This is a genomic window from Rhizobium sp. 01L419 (assembly GCF_056400025.1).
Window position 1 is genome coordinate 121,056 of the sequence record NZ_JBFTSM010000011.1, and the last position, 21,674, is coordinate 142,729.

General features: G+C 61.7%; 20 protein-coding genes and 1 pseudogene. 17 read left to right on the forward strand and 4 right to left on the reverse strand.

Features of this window, described 5'->3' with window-relative positions; translation table 11 throughout:
- The first annotated feature begins 19 nt into the window (after positions 1–19).
- Positions 20–709: a class I SAM-dependent methyltransferase gene (locus AC1DUP_RS21775; RefSeq protein ID WP_113300502.1), complete on the forward strand. Its 690-nt coding sequence runs from the start codon at positions 20–22 to the stop codon at positions 707–709.
- 372 nt (positions 710–1,081) lie between these two features.
- Here AC1DUP_RS21775 and AC1DUP_RS21780 read toward each other — a convergent pair whose 3' ends face one another.
- Positions 1,082–2,020: a sugar-binding transcriptional regulator gene (locus tag AC1DUP_RS21780; protein WP_113508839.1), complete on the reverse strand. Its 939-nt coding sequence runs from the start codon at positions 2,018–2,020 to the stop codon at positions 1,082–1,084.
- A gap of 84 nt (positions 2,021–2,104) precedes the next feature.
- On the opposite strand from AC1DUP_RS21780, the gene AC1DUP_RS21785 reads away from it, so the two are divergent.
- From AC1DUP_RS21785 to AC1DUP_RS21825, 9 genes and pseudogenes are all read left to right on the forward strand, one after another.
- Complete coding sequence (locus AC1DUP_RS21785; protein ID WP_477834340.1) at positions 2,105–2,818, forward strand: HAD family hydrolase; 714 nt, start codon at positions 2,105–2,107, stop codon at positions 2,816–2,818.
- Between the two features lie 169 nt (positions 2,819–2,987).
- Positions 2,988–4,622, forward strand: a complete 1,635-nt coding sequence (locus tag AC1DUP_RS21790) for an ABC transporter substrate-binding protein (protein WP_477834341.1) — start codon at positions 2,988–2,990, stop codon at positions 4,620–4,622.
- A 76-nt stretch (positions 4,623–4,698) separates the two neighbouring features.
- Complete coding sequence (locus AC1DUP_RS21795) at positions 4,699–5,715, forward strand: ABC transporter ATP-binding protein (RefSeq protein ID WP_477834343.1); 1,017 nt, start codon at positions 4,699–4,701, stop codon at positions 5,713–5,715.
- Positions 5,712–6,695 (forward strand): ABC transporter ATP-binding protein, encoded by a 984-nt coding sequence (locus AC1DUP_RS21800; protein WP_113508843.1) that lies wholly within the window; start codon positions 5,712–5,714, stop codon positions 6,693–6,695. The genes AC1DUP_RS21795 and AC1DUP_RS21800 overlap by 4 nt, the downstream gene beginning before the upstream one ends.
- 11 nt (positions 6,696–6,706) lie before the next feature.
- Positions 6,707–7,636, forward strand: coding sequence for an ABC transporter permease (locus AC1DUP_RS21805; protein ID WP_115039051.1), 930 nt, complete (start codon positions 6,707–6,709; stop codon positions 7,634–7,636).
- 11 nt (positions 7,637–7,647) lie between these two features.
- Positions 7,648–8,526, forward strand: coding sequence for an ABC transporter permease (locus AC1DUP_RS21810; RefSeq protein WP_113300509.1), 879 nt, complete (start codon positions 7,648–7,650; stop codon positions 8,524–8,526).
- Positions 8,527–8,558: 32 nt separating this feature from the next.
- Positions 8,559–9,302 carry a glycerophosphodiester phosphodiesterase family protein gene (locus tag AC1DUP_RS21815; RefSeq protein WP_113508845.1) on the forward strand — a complete coding sequence of 248 codons (744 nt, stop codon included), beginning with the start codon at positions 8,559–8,561 and terminating at the stop codon, positions 9,300–9,302.
- Positions 9,303–9,438: 136 nt separating this feature from the next.
- Positions 9,439–9,894 (forward strand): annotated as a pseudogene (locus AC1DUP_RS21820) (LysR family substrate-binding domain-containing protein); the annotation flags it as partial.
- 396 nt (positions 9,895–10,290) lie between these two features.
- Positions 10,291–10,872, forward strand: a complete 582-nt coding sequence (locus AC1DUP_RS21825) for a hypothetical protein (RefSeq protein WP_477834346.1) — start codon at positions 10,291–10,293, stop codon at positions 10,870–10,872.
- 333 nt (positions 10,873–11,205) lie between these two features.
- Here AC1DUP_RS21825 and AC1DUP_RS21830 read toward each other — a convergent pair whose 3' ends face one another.
- Positions 11,206–12,138: a HEPN domain-containing protein gene (locus AC1DUP_RS21830; protein ID WP_477834348.1), complete on the reverse strand. Its 933-nt coding sequence runs from the start codon at positions 12,136–12,138 to the stop codon at positions 11,206–11,208.
- Between the two features lie 866 nt (positions 12,139–13,004).
- Between AC1DUP_RS21830 and AC1DUP_RS21835 the strand changes: the two genes are divergently transcribed.
- Positions 13,005–13,319 carry a hypothetical protein gene (locus tag AC1DUP_RS21835; RefSeq protein WP_477834350.1) on the forward strand — a complete coding sequence of 105 codons (315 nt, stop codon included), beginning with the start codon at positions 13,005–13,007 and terminating at the stop codon, positions 13,317–13,319.
- A gap of 81 nt (positions 13,320–13,400) precedes the next feature.
- Here AC1DUP_RS21835 and AC1DUP_RS21840 read toward each other — a convergent pair whose 3' ends face one another.
- Complete coding sequence (locus tag AC1DUP_RS21840; protein WP_113300511.1) at positions 13,401–13,598, reverse strand: hypothetical protein; 198 nt, start codon at positions 13,596–13,598, stop codon at positions 13,401–13,403.
- A gap of 308 nt (positions 13,599–13,906) precedes the next feature.
- On the opposite strand from AC1DUP_RS21840, the gene AC1DUP_RS21845 reads away from it, so the two are divergent.
- Entirely contained in the window at positions 13,907–14,926 is a 1,020-nt protein-coding gene (locus AC1DUP_RS21845; protein ID WP_113508887.1) for an MDR family NADP-dependent oxidoreductase, read from the forward strand.
- 113 nt (positions 14,927–15,039) lie between these two features.
- On the opposite strand, the gene AC1DUP_RS21850 is transcribed toward AC1DUP_RS21845, so the two are convergent.
- Positions 15,040–16,134, reverse strand: coding sequence for a rhodanese-like domain-containing protein (locus AC1DUP_RS21850; protein WP_477834353.1), 1,095 nt, complete (start codon positions 16,132–16,134; stop codon positions 15,040–15,042).
- A 240-nt stretch (positions 16,135–16,374) separates the two neighbouring features.
- Between AC1DUP_RS21850 and AC1DUP_RS21855 the strand changes: the two genes are divergently transcribed.
- The 5 genes from AC1DUP_RS21855 to AC1DUP_RS21875 are packed head-to-tail and all read left to right on the forward strand — an operon-like array spanning position 16,375 to position 21,671.
- Positions 16,375–17,394 (forward strand): ABC transporter substrate-binding protein, encoded by a 1,020-nt coding sequence (locus tag AC1DUP_RS21855; protein ID WP_477834355.1) that lies wholly within the window; start codon positions 16,375–16,377, stop codon positions 17,392–17,394.
- The gene (locus AC1DUP_RS21860) at positions 17,394–18,293 is read left to right on the forward strand and encodes an ABC transporter permease (protein ID WP_477834357.1); all 900 of its coding nucleotides are present in this window, start codon (positions 17,394–17,396) and stop codon (positions 18,291–18,293) included. The genes AC1DUP_RS21855 and AC1DUP_RS21860 overlap by 1 nt, the downstream gene beginning before the upstream one ends.
- A complete protein-coding gene (locus tag AC1DUP_RS21865) occupies positions 18,290–19,060 on the forward strand; it encodes an ABC transporter ATP-binding protein (RefSeq protein ID WP_113300515.1) in 771 nt (256 codons plus the stop codon). The genes AC1DUP_RS21860 and AC1DUP_RS21865 overlap by 4 nt, the downstream gene beginning before the upstream one ends.
- 4 nt (positions 19,061–19,064) lie before the next feature.
- Positions 19,065–20,318 (forward strand): acyl-CoA dehydrogenase family protein, encoded by a 1,254-nt coding sequence (locus AC1DUP_RS21870; protein ID WP_113300516.1) that lies wholly within the window; start codon positions 19,065–19,067, stop codon positions 20,316–20,318.
- A gap of 3 nt (positions 20,319–20,321) precedes the next feature.
- Positions 20,322–21,671 (forward strand): NtaA/DmoA family FMN-dependent monooxygenase, encoded by a 1,350-nt coding sequence (locus tag AC1DUP_RS21875; RefSeq protein WP_115039058.1) that lies wholly within the window; start codon positions 20,322–20,324, stop codon positions 21,669–21,671.
- Positions 21,672–21,674 lie beyond the last annotated feature (3 nt).

Sequence of the window (21,674 nt, forward strand, 5' to 3'; positions counted from 1 at the left end):
CGCTCCGAGGAACTCTGAGATGACCACAAATGAAACTGCTGCATCCGTACTTTTTACCCGCGATGCTCGAGGTTACGACGATCTGCGCCGCCGCCTAATTCCCTCTTTCGATGAGTTCTACGGCACCGCCGTAAAGCTCATCCAGGAATGGCAATCGGGCGCAAATCTTGAGGTGCTGGATGTCGGCGCCGGGACCGGCCTCTTTTCGGCGATGGTTTTGGAAGCATGTCCGGTCGAGCGCCTCTGCCTGCTAGATGGATCCTCGGCGATGTTGGAGCAGGCCTGCGCGCGTGTTGGGCCAAAAGTGGAGGTGGAGCTTCATCACGCTGACATGGCGGTTGCGGATTTGGGTGGGCCGTGGGATCTCATTGTATCGGCGCTGGCGATCCATCATCTTTCCGACGAAGGTAAGCGCGTACTCTATGGCCGCATCCGCCATGCCCTGAAGCCCGGCGGGCTGTTCGTCAACGCCGAACAGGTAGCCGGACCTGGAGCGGCCGCAGATCAACGCTACCAGAAGATATGGCTCGAAGGAATTCGCCGGCTCGGAGTTTCGGATCATGAGATCGATAAGGCTGCTGAGCGCATGCTCCACGACAAATGCGCCTCCGTTGAAGATCAACTTTGCTGGCTTCGCGATGTGGGCTTTTCGGACGTCGACTGCAGCTTCAAAGCCTGGCGGTTCGCTGTAATCAGTGGCAGGGCATAGGAAAGCGCGAGGCTGGCAGCTGCGGTTGTTGTGCGCCTTGAGGCTCAAGCATGGGCGACGCAACGGCATGGCGCGGTGTTTACGTCCCAAAATCTGTTGCGGCGACGTCCACTCTGACGAAGTATCTCGCGCGCTTCGATCTCCGGTTCGAAGACGTCAAGAAGAGATATCCGAGACGGAAGTAAGCGGGTCGGCGGTCTAAACCCACTCAACAGCTTTAAGATCGGTACCTTTCGGTTGGTGGCATTTGCAACAACATTCGGCGAGGTGCAGCCGAAGGGGTGGAAGGCACACGTCCCACATTCCACCTACCATACTCAAACCCTGCACGCAGGCCGGTCGCCTCCAATAGCCGCAGGCACGCACCTCACCTCATCCACCCGCCAGCAACGCCCTTGCGCTCTCCTCGTCCGTAATCAGTGCGGTTGCGAGTCCGGCGCGTACGGTGGCGGTGAGGATGGCGTGTTTGTGGATGCCGCCCGAGGCGACGATGCGGCAGGGGATCTTGAGATAGTCGGTGAGGTCGGGGGCTAGCACCTGTGCGTTCAGCGGGTGGGCGACGGGGCGGCCCCCGGCATCGATATAGCGGCCGAGCAGGTCGCCGACGGCGCCGACGGCGATGAGGTCACCGACGTCGGTTCCGGCCGGCAGGCCGTAGCGCACCTGCAGGGATTGCCTGGTCACGTCGCCGACGCTCAGGTAGGAAATATCCACTTCGCAGGTCTGGCGGAAGATGCGCTCGAAGACCGATTGCGTGATGATCGCCTCGCGCGACTGCGGGCTCTCGGCATAGATCGGTGCCGCGAAATAGTGGCATTGCGCCTTCAGGACCTGCGCGAAGGCACGCACGATCTCGAACGTGTTGATCTCCGAGCCGCGTGTCAGCCCGCCCATCATCGAGCGCAGCTCCATCCCGGGCTCGCTTGCCGGCGTCATGTTGGTGACGGTCTCGCGCAGCGTCGCGCCCCAGCCGACCCCGATGGAGCGGGGCTTGCGGGCCTGGATCAGCCGGTCGAGATAGGCGGCTGCGCCACGGCCGAGCGCCTGGTGCAGGAGCTGCGGATCGGCAGGGGTGGGCACGACGACTGCCGCCTCCAGGCCGAAACGTTCCTGCAGGCGCGATTCCAGCTCCATGCCGGCGGCAAGCGGCGAGGCGAAGCTCACCCTGACGATGCCTTCCTCAAGGGCTGCGGCCAGGAACTCGTTCACCCGGCGACGGGTGAGGTACATGCGCTCGGCGATCTGCGCCTGCGTCAGCCCCTCCACGTGATAGAGCCAGGCCGCCCGGATTTTCAGTTCATGCGATTCCATCAATCCCCATCCCCAACATACCCTAAATGCCTTGGCGTTACATATTTCACATTGGTGTAACATATGTAACGTAATGCCGTCTGCATGACGATAGAACTTCTGATCTTCGATTGTGACGGCGTATTGATCGACAGCGAGGCGGTGGCGAGCGGCACGCTGGCGCAGGCCCTGCAGCGCGCCGGCATTGCCTTGAGCCAGGCTGAGGTCCACCGTCGCTTCACCGGCCTTTCGGGGGAGGCGGCCGGCCGCCTCTGTCGCGAGGAACTCGGCCTTGCCGATCCGGACCGTGTCTTCGCCGATGCCAAAAGCGCGCTCTACGCGGAATTTTCCCGTTCGCTGCGGCCGATGGCCGGCATGGAAGAGCTGGTGCGGAATGTGAAGCAGCGCAAATGCGTCGCGTCCAACAGCGACATGGAGAGGCTGCGCCGCAGCCTCGGTCTTCTGGATCTGTGGACGGAATTTGCCCCGCATATCTATAGCGCCGAGATGGTGGCGAGGCCCAAGCCTGCGCCTGACCTTTTCCTTCTCTGCTCCGAAAATCTCGGCGTGGCGCCGCACCGCTGCCTTGTCATCGACGACAGCGCGCTCGGGATTACGGGTGCTGTGGCGGCGGGCATGACGGCAATCGGCTTCATCGATCCGGCCGATCCACGCAGCGGACGGCACGAGGCGCTTAAGGCGGCAGGCGCTCTGCAAACGGTGGAGGGAGCGAGCGAACTGGCACGCGCACTCGACGCGTTTTCGGCGGGGACCGCCGCTTCGCCTGCAAGCAAACCGGCGGTTCCCGCCGCCGGCTGACCTTGTCGCGCCGGGCTTTGCCTTACGCGCTGGAACGGCTCTTCGCGGCATCCGCGACGGGCGCCTTTATTGAAAAATTCATAAAGCCGTCAATCCGGCGACATCTCGCTGATCTTAACAACACAGACCACGAGCGGGGGCTCGTCGGTCAAGACACAAGGAGTTTCCGATGATTTCGATCAATCGACGCGGCGCGCTCGGCCTTATCGGCGCCACCGCCGGCACGCTCGTTCTGCCACGCCTCGCTTTCAGCCAAGGCAAGCGCCCGTCCATCACCATCGCGGTGCAGAAGATCACCAACAACAACTCGCTCGACGTCTATCACGAGCAGTCCAACGTCGGCGAGCGCATCTTCTATCCCAACCTCTGGGAAGGCCTGATCCTTCGTGACTGGATGGGCAATCAGGGTCCGGTTCCGGGTCTTGCCACCGAATGGAAGCGCACCGACGACAAGACGCTCGAGCTCAAGCTCCGCCAGGGCGTCAAGTTCCACAACGGCGATGAAATGACCGCCGAGGACGTCGCCTTCTCCTTCTCCAAGGAACGCGTGTTCGGCAACACGGAGCCCGCCGGCGGCAAGACCATTTTCGAAGCCGACCACAAGCCTGCGACCGCCAAGGAACTGCCGGCAACCGTTCCCGGCGTCGGACGTCGCCTGTGGCCCGCACTCGCCGGCATCGAGATCGTCGACAAGTACACCGTGCGCCTGCACAACACGACGCCCGACGTGACGTTGGAAGGGCGCCTCTATTCCGGCGGCAGCCAGATCACCAACCGCCGCGCCTGGGATGAGGCCGCAAGCTTCACCGAATGGTCGCGCAAGCCGATCACGACCGGCCCCTACATGGTCGGCGAGTACAAGCCGGACGTTTCGCTGACCCTCGTTGCCTTCGACGAATATTGGGGCGGCCGCCCGCCGCTCGAGCAGATCCGCTTCGTGGAAGTTCCGGAAGTCGCCTCGCGCGTCAACGGCCTCTTGTCAGGCGAATATGACTTCGCCTGCGACCTGCCGCCGGATCAGATCGCCGCCGTTCAGGCCGCTCCGGGCTACGAGATCCAGAACTCGACGATCTGGAACCACCGCATTTCGGTCTTCAACACCCAGAACGAGATCCTCGCCAACCCGCTGGTTCGCCGTGCCATGACCCATGCCATCGACCGCCAGGCGATCGTCGATGCGCTCTGGGCCGGCAAGACGGTCATCCCGGCCGGCCTGCAGTTCGAATCCTTCCGCAACAGCGACATGTTCATCGATGGCTGGACGCCCCCGGCCTATGATCCCAATCTCGCCAAGGACCTCCTGAAGCAGGCCAATTACAAAGGCGATGCGATCCCCTACCGTCTGCTCAACAACTACTACACGAACCAGACGGCCAACGGCCAGATCATGGTCGAGATGTGGAAGCAGGTCGGCCTCAACGTCGAGATCGAGATGAAGGAGAACTGGGCGCAGATCCACGATCCCCAAGGCATCAAGGGCGTGCGCGACTGGTCGGCTGGCAACTCGATCAACGACCCGATCACGCCGATGGTCGTGCAGTTCGGCCCGAACGGCGAAGCGCAGCAAAAGAAGGACTGGACGAACGCGGAGATGAACAAGCTCGCCGTCGTCATGGAAACCTCCACCGACCGGGCGCAGCGCAAAAAGGCGATTGCCCGCATGCTGGAAATCGCCGAGCGCGAAGACCCCGTCTATCAGGTCCTGCACCAGAATGCCGTCTTCACCGGCATGAAGTCGTCGCTCAAGTGGAAGGCCGCTCCGGCCTTCGCCATGGACTTCCGCGCCACCAACTGGTCGATCTGATCGGCTCCTCGGTCTCCGGCGGCTGAAGGGCTGCCGGAGATCCTGTTTTTGATGCAACAAAGAGCGGGGATGAAAGATGGGCACGACCGGCTCCAATCTTGTGGAACTGCGTGACCTGACGGTCGCCTTCGACGGCGTGCAGGTTCTCCACGGCATCGATCTCGATGTCGCCAAAGGCGAGGCGCTCGGCCTCGTCGGCGAATCCGGCTGCGGCAAGTCGGTCACGTGGCTTGCAGCCCTCGGTCTGCTGCCCGGCAAGGCGAGCGTTTCCGGCTCGGTGCAAATCGAAGGTCGCGAACTCATCGGTGGATCGCGCGCGGGGCTCGAAAGTGTGCGCGGCAGCCGCATCGCCATGATCTTCCAGGACCCGTCCAGCTCGCTCAATCCGGTGCTGCGCATCGGCCGGCAGATTTCCGAGGCGCTGTCGGTCCATCGCGGCCTGCGCGGCGAGGCGGCAAAGGCCGAGGCGCTGCGGCTGATCGATATGGTCGGCATTCCCGATTCGCGCCGCCGCTTCGACCTCTACCCGCACGAGTTTTCCGGCGGCCAGTGCCAGCGCCTGATGATCGCCATGGCGCTCGCCGGTCAGCCCGATCTTCTGATTGCCGACGAACCGACCACCGCGCTCGATGCAACGATCCAGGCGCAGATCCTCGATCTCTTGATCCGCCTGCGTGCCGAAACCGGCATGGCGATCGTTTTCATCAGCCATGATCTCGGCGCGGTCAGCCAAGTCTGCGAGCGCGTCTGCGTCATGTATGCCGGACGCATAGTGGAGGAGGGCAGTGTCGAACAGCTCTTCTCCGAGCCGCGCCACCCCTATACGCGCGGCCTGTTCGATGCCATTCCGCGCCTCGACGGCGGCCGTGAACGGCTGATACCCATTCCCGGCACCGTTCCCAATCCGAAACATCTGCCGGACGGCTGTTCCTTCTCACCGCGCTGTCCGCGCGCCGTCGAGGCCTGTCGCAGCGAGCGCCCGCCGCTCGTTTCTTTCGATGGCGGCCGCAAGCTCGCCTGCACGCGCCCGGTGCCCGTCGCGGTTTCCGTCGAGACCCGGTCGTCCCGTATCGCCGAAGGTCTGCTGCAATGACGCCGCTCATCGAAGTCCATGATCTCGTCCGCATTTATCAGATCCGTCGCGGTCTCTTCGGCCGTCCGACGCCGGTGCGCGCCGTCGACGGCGTTTCGCTCTCGGTCATGCCGGGCGAAACACTCGGCATCGTCGGCGAATCCGGCTCCGGCAAATCGACGCTTGGGCGCATGCTGCTCGGCATAGATGACGCGGACCAAGGAAGCGTGCGTTTCCAGGGGCAGCCGATGCCGGCGCGCCATACCGCGGAATGGCGGGCACTGCGCGCCAAGATGCAACTCGTCTTCCAGGACCCGCTCGCAGCGCTCGACCGCCGCGTAACGATTGCGAAGCAGATCGCCGAGCCGCTTGATATCCACAAGCTCATTCCTAGGGAGCATCAGGGGTCGCGCGTGATGGAACTGATGCGGGCCGTCGGCCTGCGAGATGACCAGGCCGAGCGCTATCCCCACGAACTTTCGGGCGGCCAGCGCCAGCGCACCGTGATCGCCCGGGCGCTGGCTTCGCGGCCAAAACTGCTCGTCTGCGACGAGCCGGTTTCCGCGCTCGACGTCTCCATCCAGGCGCAGGTCGTCAACATGATGCGCGACCTGCAGGAAAAGAACGGCATCGCCATGGTCTTCATCAGCCACGACCTGAAGGTGGTGCGCAACATCGCCGACCGTGTCGCGGTCATGTATCTCGGCCGCATCGTCGAGGAGGCTTCCTCCGACGTCATCTTCCGCGCCCCGCAGCATCCCTACACGAAGGCGCTGGTATCCAGCGTGCCCATTCCCGGCAAGCCGCTCGAAGGCCGCGTCATCCTGCAGGGCGAGCCGCCGAACCCGGCCAAGCGCCCTTCTGGCTGCGCCTTCCATCCGCGCTGTCCGCTGGTCCGCGACATTTGCCGTTCCGTAGTCCCGGAGCTCCAAGGGATCGACGAGTACCGCAGCGCCGCATGCCATGTCGTGGCGGGCAAGACCACGCCAGTGGCGGCATAGGGGAGGGTTCCATGATCCGTTTTGTTCTCGTCCGCCTGTTCCGTGCGATGCTGACCATCATGGCGGTCGTCACCTTCGCCTTCGTGGTCCTGCGCATGTCGGGCGATCCCGCCATGGTGATGCTCGGGCCTGACGTGCCGCAGGAGTCGGTCGATGCCTTCCGCAAGGCATGGGGCCTCGACCAGCCGCTCTGGATCCAATATCTCGCCTATATCAAGTCGATCTTCACCGGTGATTTCGGCGTCTCGATGCGTGACAAGGCATCCGCAATCCAGCTGGTGCTGGAACGTGTGCCGGCGACACTGCAGCTGACGGTGCCGGCCCTCATCCTTAAGCTCGTTTTCGGCATTCCTGCCGGCGTCTACGCGGCGCTGCACCGGCAAAGCTTCTCCGATCGCGGCGTCATCCTGCTAGCCGTCCTCGGCTTCACCATTCCCTCCTTCGTCATGGGACTGCTGCTCGTGCTGCTCTTCTCGGTCATCCTCGGCTGGCTGCCATCGGGCGGGCAGGATACGTGGGTGCACGGCATTCTGCCGACGCTGACCATGAGCATCGGCGGCATCGGCATCCTCGCCCGCTTTTCGCGCAGTGCCATGATCGAGGTGATGGGCCAGCCCTATATCCGCACCGCCTCGGCCAAGGGGCTGACATGGCGCGACGTGGTCTGGAACCACGCATTGCCCAATGCGGCAGTGCCGATCGTCACGATCGTCGGCTTCATGGTCGGCTCGCTGATTGCAGGCGCGGTTGTGGTGGAATCGATCTTTTCCTGGCCCGGCATCGGCCGCCTGCTGGTGGTCTCCGTCAGCAATCGCGACCTCGCCGTCGTTCAATGCATCCTGCTGATCATCGCCGCCGTCATGGTCGTATCGAACCTCGTCGTCGACCTGCTCTACGGCTGGCTCGATCCGCGCCTTCGCTCACACGCGGCCGGACATTGAGGAGAAAGCCAATGGCAACTGTCGATCTCGCTGGGACATCGGCTTCCGGAAAGCCGAACCGCCTCGTCTCGTTTCTGCGCCGCAACGTGCCGCTCTCGGTGGCATTCGGCATGCTGTGGCTCGCGGCAATGGTGCTGACCGCCATTTTCGCCGACTATATCCGCCCGTTCAACATCACGGCCATGGATCTCGGCAGCCGGCTTTCAGCGCCGGGCGGTCTCAAGCATCTGCTCGGCACGGACGAACTCGGCCGCGACGTGCTTTCGCGTCTCATCCAGTCGATCCGCGTCTCGCTCGTCATCGCCTTCGGTGCGACGATCCTGTCGGCACTCTTCGGCACGCTGCTCGGGTTCCTCGCGGCGCAGTTACGCGGTTTCGTGGAGCATCTTGTCCTGATGCTCGCCGATTTCCAGGCGGCACTTCCCTTTCTCATCATGTCGCTCGCGGTGCTCGCCTTCTTCGGTTCCTCGATGCTGTTGCTCGTCTGCCTCATGGGTTTTTACGGCTGGGAGCGCTATGCGCGCATCGCCCGGGGCCTTGCCATTGCCGCCGGCGCTCAGGGCTATGCTGCCGCGGTGGTTCAGCTTGGTGCCACACCTTCGCGCGTCTACCTGCATCATATCCTGCCGAACGTCGCCTCGACGCTGATCGTTTCCATGACCCTCACTTTCCCGGAAATCATCCTGATGGAAAGCGGGCTCTCCTTCCTTGGCCTCGGCGTGCAGCCGCCAGAAACCAGCCTCGGCAACATGGTGGGCTTCGGGCGCGAATATCTGACGCGCGCGCCCTGGATCATGCTGGCGCCCGCCGCCGTCATCATGCTGACGACGCTTTCGATCTCGCTCGTCGGCGACTGGCTGCGCGACAAGCTCGACCCGACGATCCGCTAATACTGTCAAATCGATTTACTGAAGGATATTCCATGACGCTGATCACCGGCCACCGCGGCGCCCGCAACCTCTGGCCCGAAAACTCGCTCGCCGGCTTCCGCAATGCGATCACGCTCGGCGTCGACGCCATCGAATTCGATGTGCACCTGACGCGCTCGGGCGAACTCGTCGTCATCCACGACGCGACGCTGGAACGCACCGCCGAAGGTGTCGGCCCGGTGCAGGACCTGTCGGTGGAAGCCCGCAGGTCCGTCAGGTTGAAAGGCACGGACGAGGCCATTCCGACGCTCGCCGATGTGCTCGATGTGCTTGCGGTCAACAAGGGCATCGACCTACATGTCGAGATCAAGATCGACGAGACGGGTACGCCCTATCCTGACATTGCCGCGCGCGTCGCAGCCGAGCTTTTTCGCTTCGGTGTGGACGAACGCTCCTACCTGACCTCCTTCGATACGTGGGTGCTGGAGGAGTGCCGCCTTCACGCGCCAGATGTTTCCCGCCTCGTCTCCGTCAACGCCGCCTGGGCCGAGAAGCAGGGTGGGCTCGCCGCCTTCATCGACCGCCTGGACGGGCTGGTGGAGATCGTTGCCATTCATCACGAGCTGATGGAAGCCGAATGGGACTTGATCCGCAGCCGGCTGCGGCTCGACCGCCTCTGTGTCTGGACCCTCAACGACGAGCCCGGCATCCGCCACTGGCTGGAGCGCGGCATCGGCAGCCTGACCTCGGACAGCCCGGATCTGGCGCTGAAACTGCGCGCCGGCATCACTGCGTGAGCCATGGATTTGCCTCTGCGCCCTAGCGGGGGAACGGCCCGTTAAACCTGTGCCATTGGATCAGTGGCGCGGTCATGGCGCTGTGATTTCTGCTGGTCGGCTTGGACATCATGCGAAATGGTCGACGGCCAGCTTTCGTCCTCATATCGAAAGCGGCACCACCGATGACATCATCCGTCATATCGAGGCAGGCCGCATCAATCTCGGCTTCATCCGGCCTGTGGAGAATGTCGGTTCCTTATGCTTCTTCTCGATTCTCCATGAACGCTACCTGCTGGCGGTCGCCAGGGAGAGCCCGCTGTCTGCCAAGAGCGAGATCGAGATCGAGGATCTGCGTGGTGAGAATATCATCTCATTCTCCCGCCAGAGCCTCTCCTAGAGCGAGCGTTGGTTCGCGGAAGTGTTCGAAGAGCACGATCTCACCGACAATGTCGCTTGTACCTGCGACGACACCTTCTCTCTGGTATTGCTGGTCTCAGCCAGTCTTGGCATCGGCTTCGCGCCGGAATGGACGCACGATCTACCGAACCGAGGCTTGGAGCTGAAGAAGGTAAGGGGCGTCGATTCCAAGATCGGGCTCGGCGAGGCCTTTGCGGCTGGGAAAGGCGGCCGGTTAGGTGGGGCTCGAGGTAGCCGTGCATACGAACATCGGATACAGGGTCCGGCAGCTTCGACAAGATCACATGCCCGACCGCGCTTCATCTGAATTTGCGACCAAGAGGCGTTCTTGAGACAGCAGTCCCATCGCTGAAACAGCTTTGCCGCCAGTCAACAACGGTTGTTGAGACCATGGGACCTGTATGTCGTTGAGAGCCAAGATTTTCGTTGCGGTCATCGGTGCTGTTTTGATCGTCGTGATGGGAGGTTCCGCGTGGTTGTGGGATCGCTCCGGCGCTTACGGCTTCAATGTGATATTGCGGCGGGGTGGGACCTGCTGGATCAGCGTTAAAGCCACGACCCGCGCTTGTCTCCCGCCATGCAGCTGTCTTTGAGCAATCCCGAGCCGGTCGTAGCAGCTGGTCCTGTGATTTGGCGCGAAGTCGAGAAGGGCTTCGAGGTCGCGGAACTTCCGGTCGTGGTCCACGGCCACGAAGTCGATACCATCCTACTCAATGGGATCGATCCCGCCTATTACCGGTTCGTGGCGAGAAACGCACCGGCCGGCGACTTGGGGATCGATGAATGGGAGAAGGCGGTTCCGCAGGCGGTCCCGATCGTCAACGACAGCTACTGCGATCACAAGGGCAAGCCTGACACGCCGATCCTCAGCGAAGGCGTGCCGATGGGACCGACGGACTATGACGCCAAGGCAGGAGCCTTCGTGGCGGGCGATGGCTTTGCGGATATCAAAGATCTGTCTGCACAATCAGTGGCAAACGGCTTTTCAAGGGGCGACCAACGCAATGGTGTCCTACCTCTGTTGTTTCGGTGCCGATGGTCAGACGCATGTGCCGGTCAAAAGGCGGCTTGCCAACCGGACTTTTGTCGCCAAGGACAACAATGGGCGCGTGATCGTCGGCACGACAAAGGGAGGCTTTCTTCTCGCTCACCAGGCTCGCCGATTTCCTGAAGGATTCTTCGCTGAACCTGAGGAGCGACTGAATTTCGATGGCTGCCCGATCGCTTGCCAGAGCGTGCGTTTGACGGGATTTCAGCGAAAGCTCTATGTGCGATGGGAGGCGCAGGTCGAAGGCGACGAGGTGCGGCTGCTCCGGCGGCCTCTTAGCAGTGCAAGTTGGGCGATGTCTATGGTGCTGACGATTGAACGACGTGCAGACGATTAGGACCCTATCCCGTAATATGGATCAGTCGAACGCATGAGTGACTTGCCGATCAATACTGCGCTTAGTCCGCGCATGATTCACATAGGGTCTGGGGTTCGAACCTCTTCAAGGCGAGCAGGCTAAGAAAGACGTTCCCGGCAGATGGCCGCGACCAGTTCCTGCAGGACTTTCACCCGCTCGATCAACCATTCCAGCTCCTCAGCACTGATGTCGAAGTTGGGTGAATACCGTGCCTCGACATAGGCACGAGACAGGAGCTCAAAGCGGCGCCGGGCGATCCGGTTATCGCGTGGCCAGGCTTCGATCAAACGCTTGTCAAGGTCCTCAGCCTTGGAGCGCAATGCCTTGATGCGGTGCGATTTCGGGCTGTAGAGAGTCATTGTCAACAACAGGCAATGATAGAGCCGCTCGGTCGCCTGATGGAGGTTAAAAGCTGCCTCTTTGATATTCCCGCGATCAAGCAGGAACGTGGCTGAAGCGCCGAAGGCGTCCGCGCTAGCGAACCATTGTTCGAAATACCGCCGCGCCTCCTCTTGAGCTTGCTCTTTGTTCAGAGCCTTCGGCTGGGTGAGGGGATGGCCTTCCTCTTCGAAGAGGATCTTCCCGTCCCTCACGATATCGACAAAGAAGGGCCGGCCGCGTGAGAGCTGGTCGTTGATATCATGCAGGCTGTGAACGATCGGAATGACGGGCGTCTCGATGAGATGAGCGATCTGCTCCTTCAGGAGGCGCTCGTCGAGCGCAAGCCACAGTTCGTGTTCCTGGGCAAAACTGTCGGAGTTGACGACGACAAGGATATCGTAGTCCGAGCGATAACCGCTCAGCCGGTCTTCCACCCAATCGCCGCGAGCATAGGAGCCATAGAGGATGACTTTCAGCACCGCGCCGTTCGACCGTTTCACAGAAAGCTTCGTGGCCCGGAACTGCTCGACTTCGGAAAAGATGATCTCCAGCACGCGGGCAAGTTCACGCCGCTTGTTTGCCGGCAGGTGATCAAGCGTGTCAGTCAGTGTCAAAGCCGCGTCAAAGCCTTCGGTGGGATTCGTATTCATCTCCATCATACCGGCTCACCAGGTGAATAGCACTCAAACTCTTTACGAGAGCGCCAATATATATTCAACCCAAAAGAGCCGTTACCGCGCCCATGGAGCCGGCTTGTGGTCGGAGGCTCAGTTGGCTTGCTCGACCGGCGGCCGCGCGGGCGAAGAGGTACGAGCGAGCGTGGATTGCAATTCCGATAATATTCGTCAAGGAAGGTTATCAACAGGCTACGTTACAGCTATCAGCGGCCTGTCGCAGGAAACGATCCTCAGGAAGCCTCCTACGCGCTCGTTTCAATCGCAGATTTCGATCCATCACGTCTACTGCGGCTATGGCATGGTCTGCGATTTGTTTCCGTTCAAGGCGGTTAGACTAAGAAAGACGTTCCCGGTAGATGATGGCGCTGAAAGCACGCGGGGCAAGGTTCACTCCAGATGCGGATCAGCTCTCAGTGCAAATCAACAGCATGCATTCCTTCCGTTTGTTAAAAGCTGGTAGGCTTAGCGGTGCGATGGAAATGTGCGCAAATCTGCGTTCGGTTCTCTACTATCAGGTGCCCCTTCGTTGAGGATCGGCTAAGTCAGTTCCGGCGACCAATCAGCTAGAGGTTCAGCAGCGCCTGCGTGGCCTCTCGCCTCCCTGACGCCCGCCATCTGGCAGCCACCACTTTTGGTTTTTCGTTTCAATCAGCCGCCATGCAGATTTCAAATGGTCACAACTTAACTTTCAATTGGTCATCACTCGAGTTTCAAACGGTCACCAAAGGAATGAAGCTATGGCGCTGTATCCAAGGCTCATTGAGCAACGCGTTGCCGACGCCATGTCAGACACGCGAGTCGTATCGGTCGTATGTCCCCGACAATCAGGAAAAACGACGTTGGCGAAGAAGATGGCCAACGAGGAGATGGATTATTACACGCTGGATAATGCGACGACCCTCGTTGCAGCGACACAGGATCCAGTTGGCTTTGTAAGACCCATGGATCGGGCCATCATCAGTTGCAGGACGGACGCGGTGTCGGCCGCGATCGGCTTGAGGATTTCGGTCCGCGGTCGTTACATGCTCATCGCCAGCGAAACCGGCGCTCAAGGGCGGAAATCTCGTCGCCGACTTCACGAAGGCTTGTCCGCATGTCCGCCTGCGCGATTGCTTCGTCGAAATCATCGAGAAACAGACTTCGAAACTCGTTGATGACAAGAGCCCTTTCGAGCTCGTTATGGCGTGCGGACAATCGAAGCATGCGTCGCAGTCGGCCCATCGGACATGTCCCTGTCAGGCTGCCCGTCCCGGCAGCTTCATGCCGGGTGCCATCAAAGCGTGGATGGCACGCAGAACATCCGGCGCGGATGCAAAGCGCTGTTCGTCGAGATCGTAGACCTCGTATTTGACGGCAACGAACCGCACACCGGCCCCGTCCGGGACAATGATGCCGACCTGTATTCCGGCATATTCGATAACCTGCTTGGCCATGGCCTGCCTCCGATGTGCATCGATAGTTCCGAGCGGGACAAGGTTCATACTTGAGCCGCCGATATCGATAATAGTCTATTAATTTAGTGGATTATATCGTCGATAAGGTGGGAAAGAAATTCCTGCCTGTGCTAGAATTTCCTCCTGAGGTGATAAATCCTTCTAATATGAGAGGCCGGTTCGACGATCGGGCGTGGGCTAAAAGACCCGGCTTCCGTCGGTGCGCCGTGGTCGCACCGTTGGGATGGCCCGGCTGGAAAAGTCGGCGCTTTGCGACCGTTCGATAGATGACAACATGGGAGATCGATATGGCGACCGGAAAACGAGTAGTTCTTGCAAGCAGACCGCAGGGGGCTCCGACTTTGGACAATTTTCGCGTCGAGACTTTCGATCTGCCGGAGATCAAGGAAGGCGAGGTCGGCCTGCGCGTGATCTATCTATCGCTTGACCCCTATATGCGCGGCCGCATGAGCGACGCCAAATCTTATGCCGCACCGGTCCCGGTCGATGGGACAATGGAAGGCGAGACCATAGGCGAGGTGACGCATTCGCGGCATTCGGATTTCAAGCCCGGCGACATGGTCCGTGGACGCACCGGTTGGTGCACCGATGCCGTCATCAAGGGTGATGCCATTCGCCACTTTGACACGCATGGCGCCCCCCTCACGTCAGCCCTTGGCGCCCTTGGGATGCCGGGCTTTACCGCCTATGCCGGCATGAAGGTGATCGGTCAGCCCCAGGAGGGCAACACGGTCGTCGTTGCGGCTGCCTCAGGACCGGTCGGCTCGATGGTTGGCCAGCTCGCGAGACTGGCTGGCGCAAGGGCTGTCGGCATTGCCGGCGGGGCGGACAAATGCGCCTATGTCCGCGACGAGCTTGGCTTCGACGCCGTCGTCGATCATCGTTCCGGAACCTTCGCCGACGATCTCAGGCTGGCCTGCCCCGACGGTATCGACGTTTATTTCGAAAATGTCGGGGGCCATGTTTGGGACGCGGTGCTTCCGCTCCTCAATCCGTATGCGCGCGTTCCAGTCTGTGGCCTCGTCGCGACCTATAATGGCGAAAATGCTGCCGGCCATGACCGGCTCGCCGGCACGATGTCGGCGATCCTCCGCCGGAGCCTCAGGGTGCGTGGCTTCATCCAATCCGAGTTCGTGGGCGAACACTACGCTGACTTCCAGACTAAAATCGGCCCCCTCGTCGCATCAGGCAAGATCCGCTACCGCGAGGATATTGTCGACGGCCTGGACAATGCGCCGGAGGCCTTCATCGGCATGCTGAAGGGCCGCAATTTCGGCAAGCTTTTGGTGCGGGTTAAGGAGCTGTGACCGGTCTGATGGTTGCGACCCGACGACTATATGGGCCGGTCGGCCCATATTTCTGGTGTCGTCGGTAGTTCGAGCCTATCTAAACGCCGTCATGGACTGCGCGGGCCTTGGTCTCAGGCTACATTGCTCAATTCCTGCGAATTGAAATCGACAAGCAGGATGGCGATTTCATAGCCGCGCCGTTGCAGCCAATGGGCGACGATGCGCGCGCGTGCGCCAAGAAGATCATCGATGAGGACGATGCGTGCCCCTCTGACCGCGATCGTGCGATAGGCGACGCCGAGCAACTGGCCGCCCTCCGAAGACAGGCTATCCTTGAGATGGCCGCTTTCGAATTCTTCCGGTGTGCGCACGTCGAGCAGGTAGGTGGTGCGGTCGGGGTCGGCAGCCCATGTCCTTGCCGTTTCGATGTCGATCTCGGGGAACCGGTCGGCACTGCCCAAGACCTCGATCTGCCGACGGGCAAATTCGACAGCCGTTTGGCTGACCTCGCCATAGGTGCGCGTCTTGCCGGTCTCCAGGCTGAGGCCGGCCGCAGTCCATGCCTTTGTGCCGTCGTGGAGATAGGAGACCTTGTTGGGAACCTTGGCGTCGATCAGTGTCTGCGCCCCAAGGATGGCGCGTGGCAAACCGGCGCAGGAGACGACGATCCGCGTCTTTTCGGAGGGCACCACATCCTTGAAACGCAGCACCAGTTCCGCACCGGGAACGCTGATGGCGCCTGGCACGTGTTCGCGCGCAAATTCAGGCACGGTGCGGGTATCGATGACGATAAGATCCTCGCCTTCATCGCGAAGCCGTTTCAACTCTTCGGCCGACGTCACCGGCGTGCCCTTCTCGTCCTTGACCGCGAGAGTGAAATCGACACCGGGCGTATCGAATGTCGGCAGGGCGATGCCGTCGCCGCCCGCCGTCCAGGCCGGAATGCCGCCCTCGAGCGCAAAGACGTTCGGCCAACCGGCCTCGGCAAGGTCTGCCGCAAGGCGCTCGGCAGCACCGTCACCACCATCGGCAAGCACGGTGCGTACGACCTTGCGGGGTACGAAGCGCGACAGGTCGCCTGTAACCTTCTCGGCCGGCAGGTTGGTGGCAAAGAGCGGCGAGGCGTAACCGACGACGTCGGGGGCTCTAATGTCGAGAACGGCGAGTTCGCTTCCGTCTGCAAGCCACTCCTTGAACGTGTCGCGGGAAATCGTCTTCTGGCTCATCGTCAGTCTCCTTGTTCACGGTGGGTGATGGCGCAAGACTAGCGGCAGGACGAGGTGCTTTCGAAGTCGCTCGATGCGGTAAGGGCCCCAGATCGGGAAAAGCAATTCCATTATCTATAAAATCTATAGAGATTATTTTCTTATCTCTGTTTCTGCGCTCTCGTAGGCTTCCTGCCGTCATTGAAGGACGCCACGTCAATCTACGCGGGGCCACGCCGCTCGGCCAGGAGGGAAGAAATTATGAAGTTCAGCAGCATTACCGGGCTCATTCGTCGCGCCGGCATCGGCATTGCCCTTGCGGGCTTGTTCGCGACAGTATCACTGGCGCAAAGCGGCCCTGATCTTTCGAACCTCACGCTGACGGTCGGCACGCCCAACAAGACCGGCCTGCATCGGCAGCTGATTGCCGCAAACGAGATCGAAAACCTTCCCTACAAGATCAAATGGGCGGATTTCGATTCCACGCCGCCTCTCGTCGAGGCGCTGCGTGCCGGTCACGTCGATATCGCCGCCGGAGGGGACACCGGCGTGCTTGCGGCGATCGCCAACGGGGTCAAGGTGACGATCCTTGCCGCCACCCTTGAGCGCAAGGAGAGTGGCAGCGCCATACTGGTGCGCGGCGATTCAACGCTGCAAAGCGTCGCTGATCTCAAGGGGCACAAGGTCGCCTTGCCCTATTTCACCAAGCAGCACTATCAGTTCGCCAAGGCGCTCGAAGCGGCCGGTATCGCCTTTGACGACAAGCTGATCTTGAACCTCAACACGACGGACGGGCTGTCGGCGCTGGTCAATAGCCAGGTCGACGCCTTCGTCGTCTGGGATCCGAACACGGCCATCGCCCAGCAGCAGCACGGCGCGCGCATCCTGCAATCTCTCAGCAAGGTGATCGACACGGCAGGCGTGCTCTATGCGCCGACGTCCTCCGTCGAGGACCCGGCCCGCAAGGCAGCGCTCCAGGACCTGACACGCCGCATCATCAGGGCCCAGGCCTGGGTAAATGCCCATCCGGCCGAATGGGCCGAACAGGTCGCCAAGCTGTCACAGATCTCGCCGGACGCAGCCAAGCTGCAGGCGAGCCGCTCGCGGGTGGAATATGTTGCCGCGACCGATAGCGACGTGCTCGCCGGTTGGCAGAAGGAGGTCGCCTATTTTCATGGGACCGGCCAGTTCAAGCGCGAATTCAAGGTCGACGACTATGTCGTCAAGGACTTCGGCGACCTGATCGGCGACGAGAACAAGAAGTTGGCAAAGACGAACTGATGGCGACGGTCACGCGGTTTTCAAACGCGCATCCGGTCGTTCCCGCAAGGGGAGCGGCTCCACCGCAGCCGCTCCTTTCCGGCCTGGAGCGCATCGTCCCGGCGGGGAGGAGCCGGGCCGGCAGGAAAAAGAGTAGCAGTGTCCCGCGCGGTCTTGGCAAGTGCCTCGGCCCCGCGGCGCTCATTGTCCTCTGGTGGCTCAGCATTCGCTACGGCCTGGTTTCCGAGGACCTGCTTCCAGGTCCGGCGACGCTCTTTGCGACATTGCTCGAGATGATTTCAAGCGGCGAACTTGCCGAAGCGCTTCTCCTGTCGCTCCAGCGCGTCGTGATCGGCTTCGGCATCGGCTTCGTTACCGGCGTCGGTCTTGCCATCATCTCCGGTCTGTTGCGCCTTGGTGAGGATATGATCGACGCGCCGATGCAGATGGCGCGAACGCTTCCCTGGGCCGGCCTCGTGCCGCTGCTGATCATCTGGCTCGGGATAGACGAGACGCCCAAGGTCACGCTCGTCGCCTTTGCCGTCACGTTTCCCCTCTACATCAACACCTTCGCGGGCATCCGCAATGTCGACAAGACCCTGGTCGAGGCTGCGCGCACGCTATCCTTTGGCCGTGCAGCGCTGATCCTAGAGGTCATCCTGCCGGGTGCCTTGCCCAACCTGCTGGTGGGGCTGCGCTATTCACTTGGATCGGCCTGGCTGGCGCTCGTCTTTGCCGAGACCGTCAACGCTCAGGGCGGCCTCGGCTACCTGATCACCCATGCGCGCGAGGTCTATCGCGTCGACATCATCATACTTTGCCTTGCCATCTACGCGCTTCTCGGCCTGGGCGCGGACCTCGTCGTCCGGCTCCTGGAACATTTCCTGCTCAGCTGGCGCCAGAGTTTCGACGGAGCATGAACATGTCGCTTCCCGCTTCGACCCCGACGGGGCTTTCGGTCAGTGTGCGCGGGCTGGTGCGCCGTTTCGGAAAGCGCAACGTCATCGATCGTCTCGATCTCGACATCCGTCGGGGAGAATTCGTTGCCCTGCTCGGGGCAAGCGGCTGCGGCAAGAGCACACTTTTGCGGATCCTCGCCGATCTTGACCACGACATCGAGGGTGACGTCTTCGTTTCACCGCGTCGCGGCGTGGCCTTCCAGTCGCCTCGGCTGTTTCCCTGGAAACGGGTCTGGAGCAATGTCGTCGCCGGTCTCCCACGCGGCGCTGACCGGGCAAGTGCAAATGCGGCGCTCGAGGAGGTCGGACTGACCCACCGAGGCGATGCTTGGCCGAAGGATCTTTCGGGCGGGGAAGCGCAGCGGGCGTCGCTGGCGCGCGCACTCGTGCGCAACCCGGATCTCCTGCTGCTGGACGAGCCGTTCGGAGCGCTCGACGCCCTGACCCGCCTCAAGGCCCAGGCGCTTGTCGCCGATCTCTGGCAGAAACATCGCCAGGCCGTGCTGCTCGTTACCCACGATGTCGACGAGGCGCTTCTGCTTGCAGACAGGGTTCTGGTGATGCGCGACGGCGTGCTGGCCCATGAGGTCGTTGTCGACCTGCCGCGGCCACGCTCGGCCGGCGATGCGAACGTCAACCGCCTGCGCGTGCAACTGCTGGACTGGCTGGGCGTGATCGAGCCGGCTGTAAAATCAACATCAGAGCAATCGATGACAGTGAGAAAGTAGACCCATGACCAGGATCGATGAAGGCTGGGGTCGCGGCCCTTCGGCGCGCTACGAAGAGATCGCGGGGCCGTTCCGTGCCATCTTCCGTGAGATAGGGCAGGCGGCGATCGAAAGGGATCAGCAACGGCGCCTGCCTTTCGAGGAGGTCCGGTGGCTGCGGGATGCCGGCTTCGGCGCCCTACGGATACCGTCGACCCATGGTGGCCTCGAACTCACCTTGCCGGAGCTTTTCGGCCTGCTGATCGAACTTTCCGCCGCCGATCCGAACATCACCAACATCTTCCGCAGCCAGCTCGGCTTTACCGAGGACCTGCTCAATGCGCCGCAGGGTGATTGGCGCGACGAATGGCTGACCCGCCTCGGTCGCGGCGAGATGATCGGAAGCGGATTTTCGGAGCTTTCCACCGTCAAGGTCGGCGATCATTCGACGACGATCCTGAATGATGGAAACGGTTATCGCCTGAACGGCCAGAAATTCTATACGACCGGTTCGATCTATGCGGACTGGATCAATCTCGCCGCCGTCGACGGATCAGGTTCTCCCATCGCCGCTCTCGTGCCGACCCGGGCGCCGGGCGTCGATATCCTCGACGATTGGGACGGTTTTGGACAGGCTATGAGTGGCAGCGGCACGGCGCGGTTCAAGGATGTCAGGCTGGAGCCCGACCACATCAAGCCGGACGCAGCCCGCTTTCCCTACACGCCGGCCTTCTTCCAGCTCGTGCATCTGGCAAGCCTTGCCGGGATCGGCCGGGCCGCCGCCAGCGAGCTTGCCCAGCATGTCGGCGCCCGGGCACGCATCTATCCGCGCGGCAACGGCGCGACCAGCGCCGACGACCCGCAGGTGCTCGAAGTGGTCGGGCGCGTCAGGGGGCGAGCCTACTCGGCCGGCGCGATCGTGCTGAACGTTGCCGAGGCTTTGCAGCGCTCCTTCGAAGCCAATGTTTCGGGCATCGACCCGGAGCAGACGAATCTTCATCTCCTCGCAGACATCGAAACGAGCCAGTCCGTCACGGTCGTCTCGACACTGATCCTCGAGGCGACGACGATCCTTTTTGACGCCCTCGGGGCCTCCGCCGCCAAACGTGCCACCGCGCTCGATCGCCATTGGCGCAACGCCCGCACGATCACCTCGCATAATCCGCGCATCTATCACGACCGTGTGGTCGGTGAATACGCGGTTTCCGGAAAGAAGCCGGCGGCCGTCGGCTACCGCAAGATCATCACGCCTTTCGGCACCACGAGCGAGGTTGCCTGAGCCATGACGTCCATCAACCGCAAACTCAATCTGAATGTCGGCATCAACACGACCGGTTATCTCGCCAATGCCTGGAAATACAGAAGCGGCAGCCGCCATGACATCAACGATCCGGACTATTACCGCCGGCTGACCGAGCTCGCACATAGGGGACGTTTCGATGCAGTGTTCTTTTCAGACCATCCTGCACTGATGACCGATCCGGCGAGCCGGCCCTTCCACACGATCGATCCTCTGATCCTCTGTACCGCGCTTTCGGCACAGGTCCCCGATATCGGTTTCGTTGTCACCATGTCCTCGACCTACAATTCGCCGTATAATTTCGCACGGCGCGTGCAATCGACCGATATCATCTCGGGAGGCCGGTTGATCGTTAACGTCGTGTCTTCCTTCAACCCGAATGTCGCCGCCAATTTCGGCTCCGAGCCGTTGCCGCCACGAGCCGAACGCTACGCCAAGGCCTCCGAGTTTCTCGATGTCGCCAAGGAGCTCTGGGCGAGCTGGGATCCGGCGCGCGACGCAGAGGTGCCGGAAAACCGCTTCTGGAATGCAGCAAGCGCCCACCCGATTGAACATCAGGGTGCCTACTTCTCCGTCAGAGGGCCGCTCAATGTGCCGAAAGGACCGCAGGGCCACCCGGTCATTGCACAGGCAGGCGCATCCGAGGGGGGCATCGAGCTTGCCGCACGCCACGGCGAAATCATCTACTGCAACATCCTTTCACGCGGTGCCGGCCGGGTCTTCGGCGCGAAGGTGAGGGATCGCGCGGCCGCGGTCGGCCGCGATCCCTCCGGCATCCGCATCGTCCCTGGTCTTGTTGTGATCCTCGGCGAAAGCCGGGAGGAAGCGTTGCGCAAGCACGAGCTTTATAGCGGCGCCGGCTCGGAAGACGGATTGCTTGCACGCTTCGCCAAAGAGCATGGCATCGATCCTGAGGGGTTCGATCCGGACGCTGTGCTGGATGCCGAACGCTTCATTCCAGATCCCAATCGCCTCCAGGCTGTCGGTATGGGGCTTGGCCTTTCCGATCTGCTGACACATGAGAAGCTCACCGCAAGACAGGCGGTACGCCGGTCGGAGGGGCACCATCGCTTGCTGCTTGGGACTCCGGAACAGGTGGCCGACGATATCATCGATCTCTGGGCGGATGGGACCGTGGATGGCTATACGCTCCAGCCACCCCGCGCGCCCGACGATATCGAGGAATTTGTCGAGAAGGTTGTTCCGATCCTGCAGGATCGCGGCGTCTATCGGCGGGAATATGACGGCAAGACGGTTCGCGATCGATACGGACTGCCTTATCCAGCCGAGACGTTCGAGGGGATTGCCGAACGCCAGGTGCAAGCAGGCTAAGGC

Coding starts and splice junctions, on each gene's coding strand:
- AC1DUP_RS21780 (WP_113508839.1), bottom strand. CDS start 2,020: ATGGAATCGCATGAACTGAAAATCCGGGCGGCCTGGCTCTATCACGTG.
- AC1DUP_RS21845 (WP_113508887.1), top strand. CDS start 13,907: ATGGCGACCGGAAAACGAGTAGTTCTTGCAAGCAGACCGCAGGGGGCT.
- AC1DUP_RS21775 (WP_113300502.1), top strand. CDS start 20: ATGACCACAAATGAAACTGCTGCATCCGTACTTTTTACCCGCGATGCT.
- AC1DUP_RS21800 (WP_113508843.1), top strand. CDS start 5,712: ATGACGCCGCTCATCGAAGTCCATGATCTCGTCCGCATTTATCAGATC.
- AC1DUP_RS21810 (WP_113300509.1), top strand. CDS start 7,648: ATGGCAACTGTCGATCTCGCTGGGACATCGGCTTCCGGAAAGCCGAAC.
- AC1DUP_RS21830 (WP_477834348.1), bottom strand. CDS start 12,138: ATGAATACGAATCCCACCGAAGGCTTTGACGCGGCTTTGACACTGACT.
- AC1DUP_RS21860 (WP_477834357.1), top strand. CDS start 17,394: ATGGCGACGGTCACGCGGTTTTCAAACGCGCATCCGGTCGTTCCCGCA.
- AC1DUP_RS21855 (WP_477834355.1), top strand. CDS start 16,375: ATGAAGTTCAGCAGCATTACCGGGCTCATTCGTCGCGCCGGCATCGGC.
- AC1DUP_RS21840 (WP_113300511.1), bottom strand. CDS start 13,598: ATGGCCAAGCAGGTTATCGAATATGCCGGAATACAGGTCGGCATCATT.
- AC1DUP_RS21850 (WP_477834353.1), bottom strand. CDS start 16,134: ATGAGCCAGAAGACGATTTCCCGCGACACGTTCAAGGAGTGGCTTGCA.
- AC1DUP_RS21790 (WP_477834341.1), top strand. CDS start 2,988: ATGATTTCGATCAATCGACGCGGCGCGCTCGGCCTTATCGGCGCCACC.
- AC1DUP_RS21865 (WP_113300515.1), top strand. CDS start 18,290: ATGAACATGTCGCTTCCCGCTTCGACCCCGACGGGGCTTTCGGTCAGT.
- AC1DUP_RS21875 (WP_115039058.1), top strand. CDS start 20,322: ATGACGTCCATCAACCGCAAACTCAATCTGAATGTCGGCATCAACACG.
- AC1DUP_RS21805 (WP_115039051.1), top strand. CDS start 6,707: ATGATCCGTTTTGTTCTCGTCCGCCTGTTCCGTGCGATGCTGACCATC.
- AC1DUP_RS21785 (WP_477834340.1), top strand. CDS start 2,105: ATGACGATAGAACTTCTGATCTTCGATTGTGACGGCGTATTGATCGAC.
- AC1DUP_RS21815 (WP_113508845.1), top strand. CDS start 8,559: ATGACGCTGATCACCGGCCACCGCGGCGCCCGCAACCTCTGGCCCGAA.
- AC1DUP_RS21870 (WP_113300516.1), top strand. CDS start 19,065: ATGACCAGGATCGATGAAGGCTGGGGTCGCGGCCCTTCGGCGCGCTAC.
- AC1DUP_RS21795 (WP_477834343.1), top strand. CDS start 4,699: ATGGGCACGACCGGCTCCAATCTTGTGGAACTGCGTGACCTGACGGTC.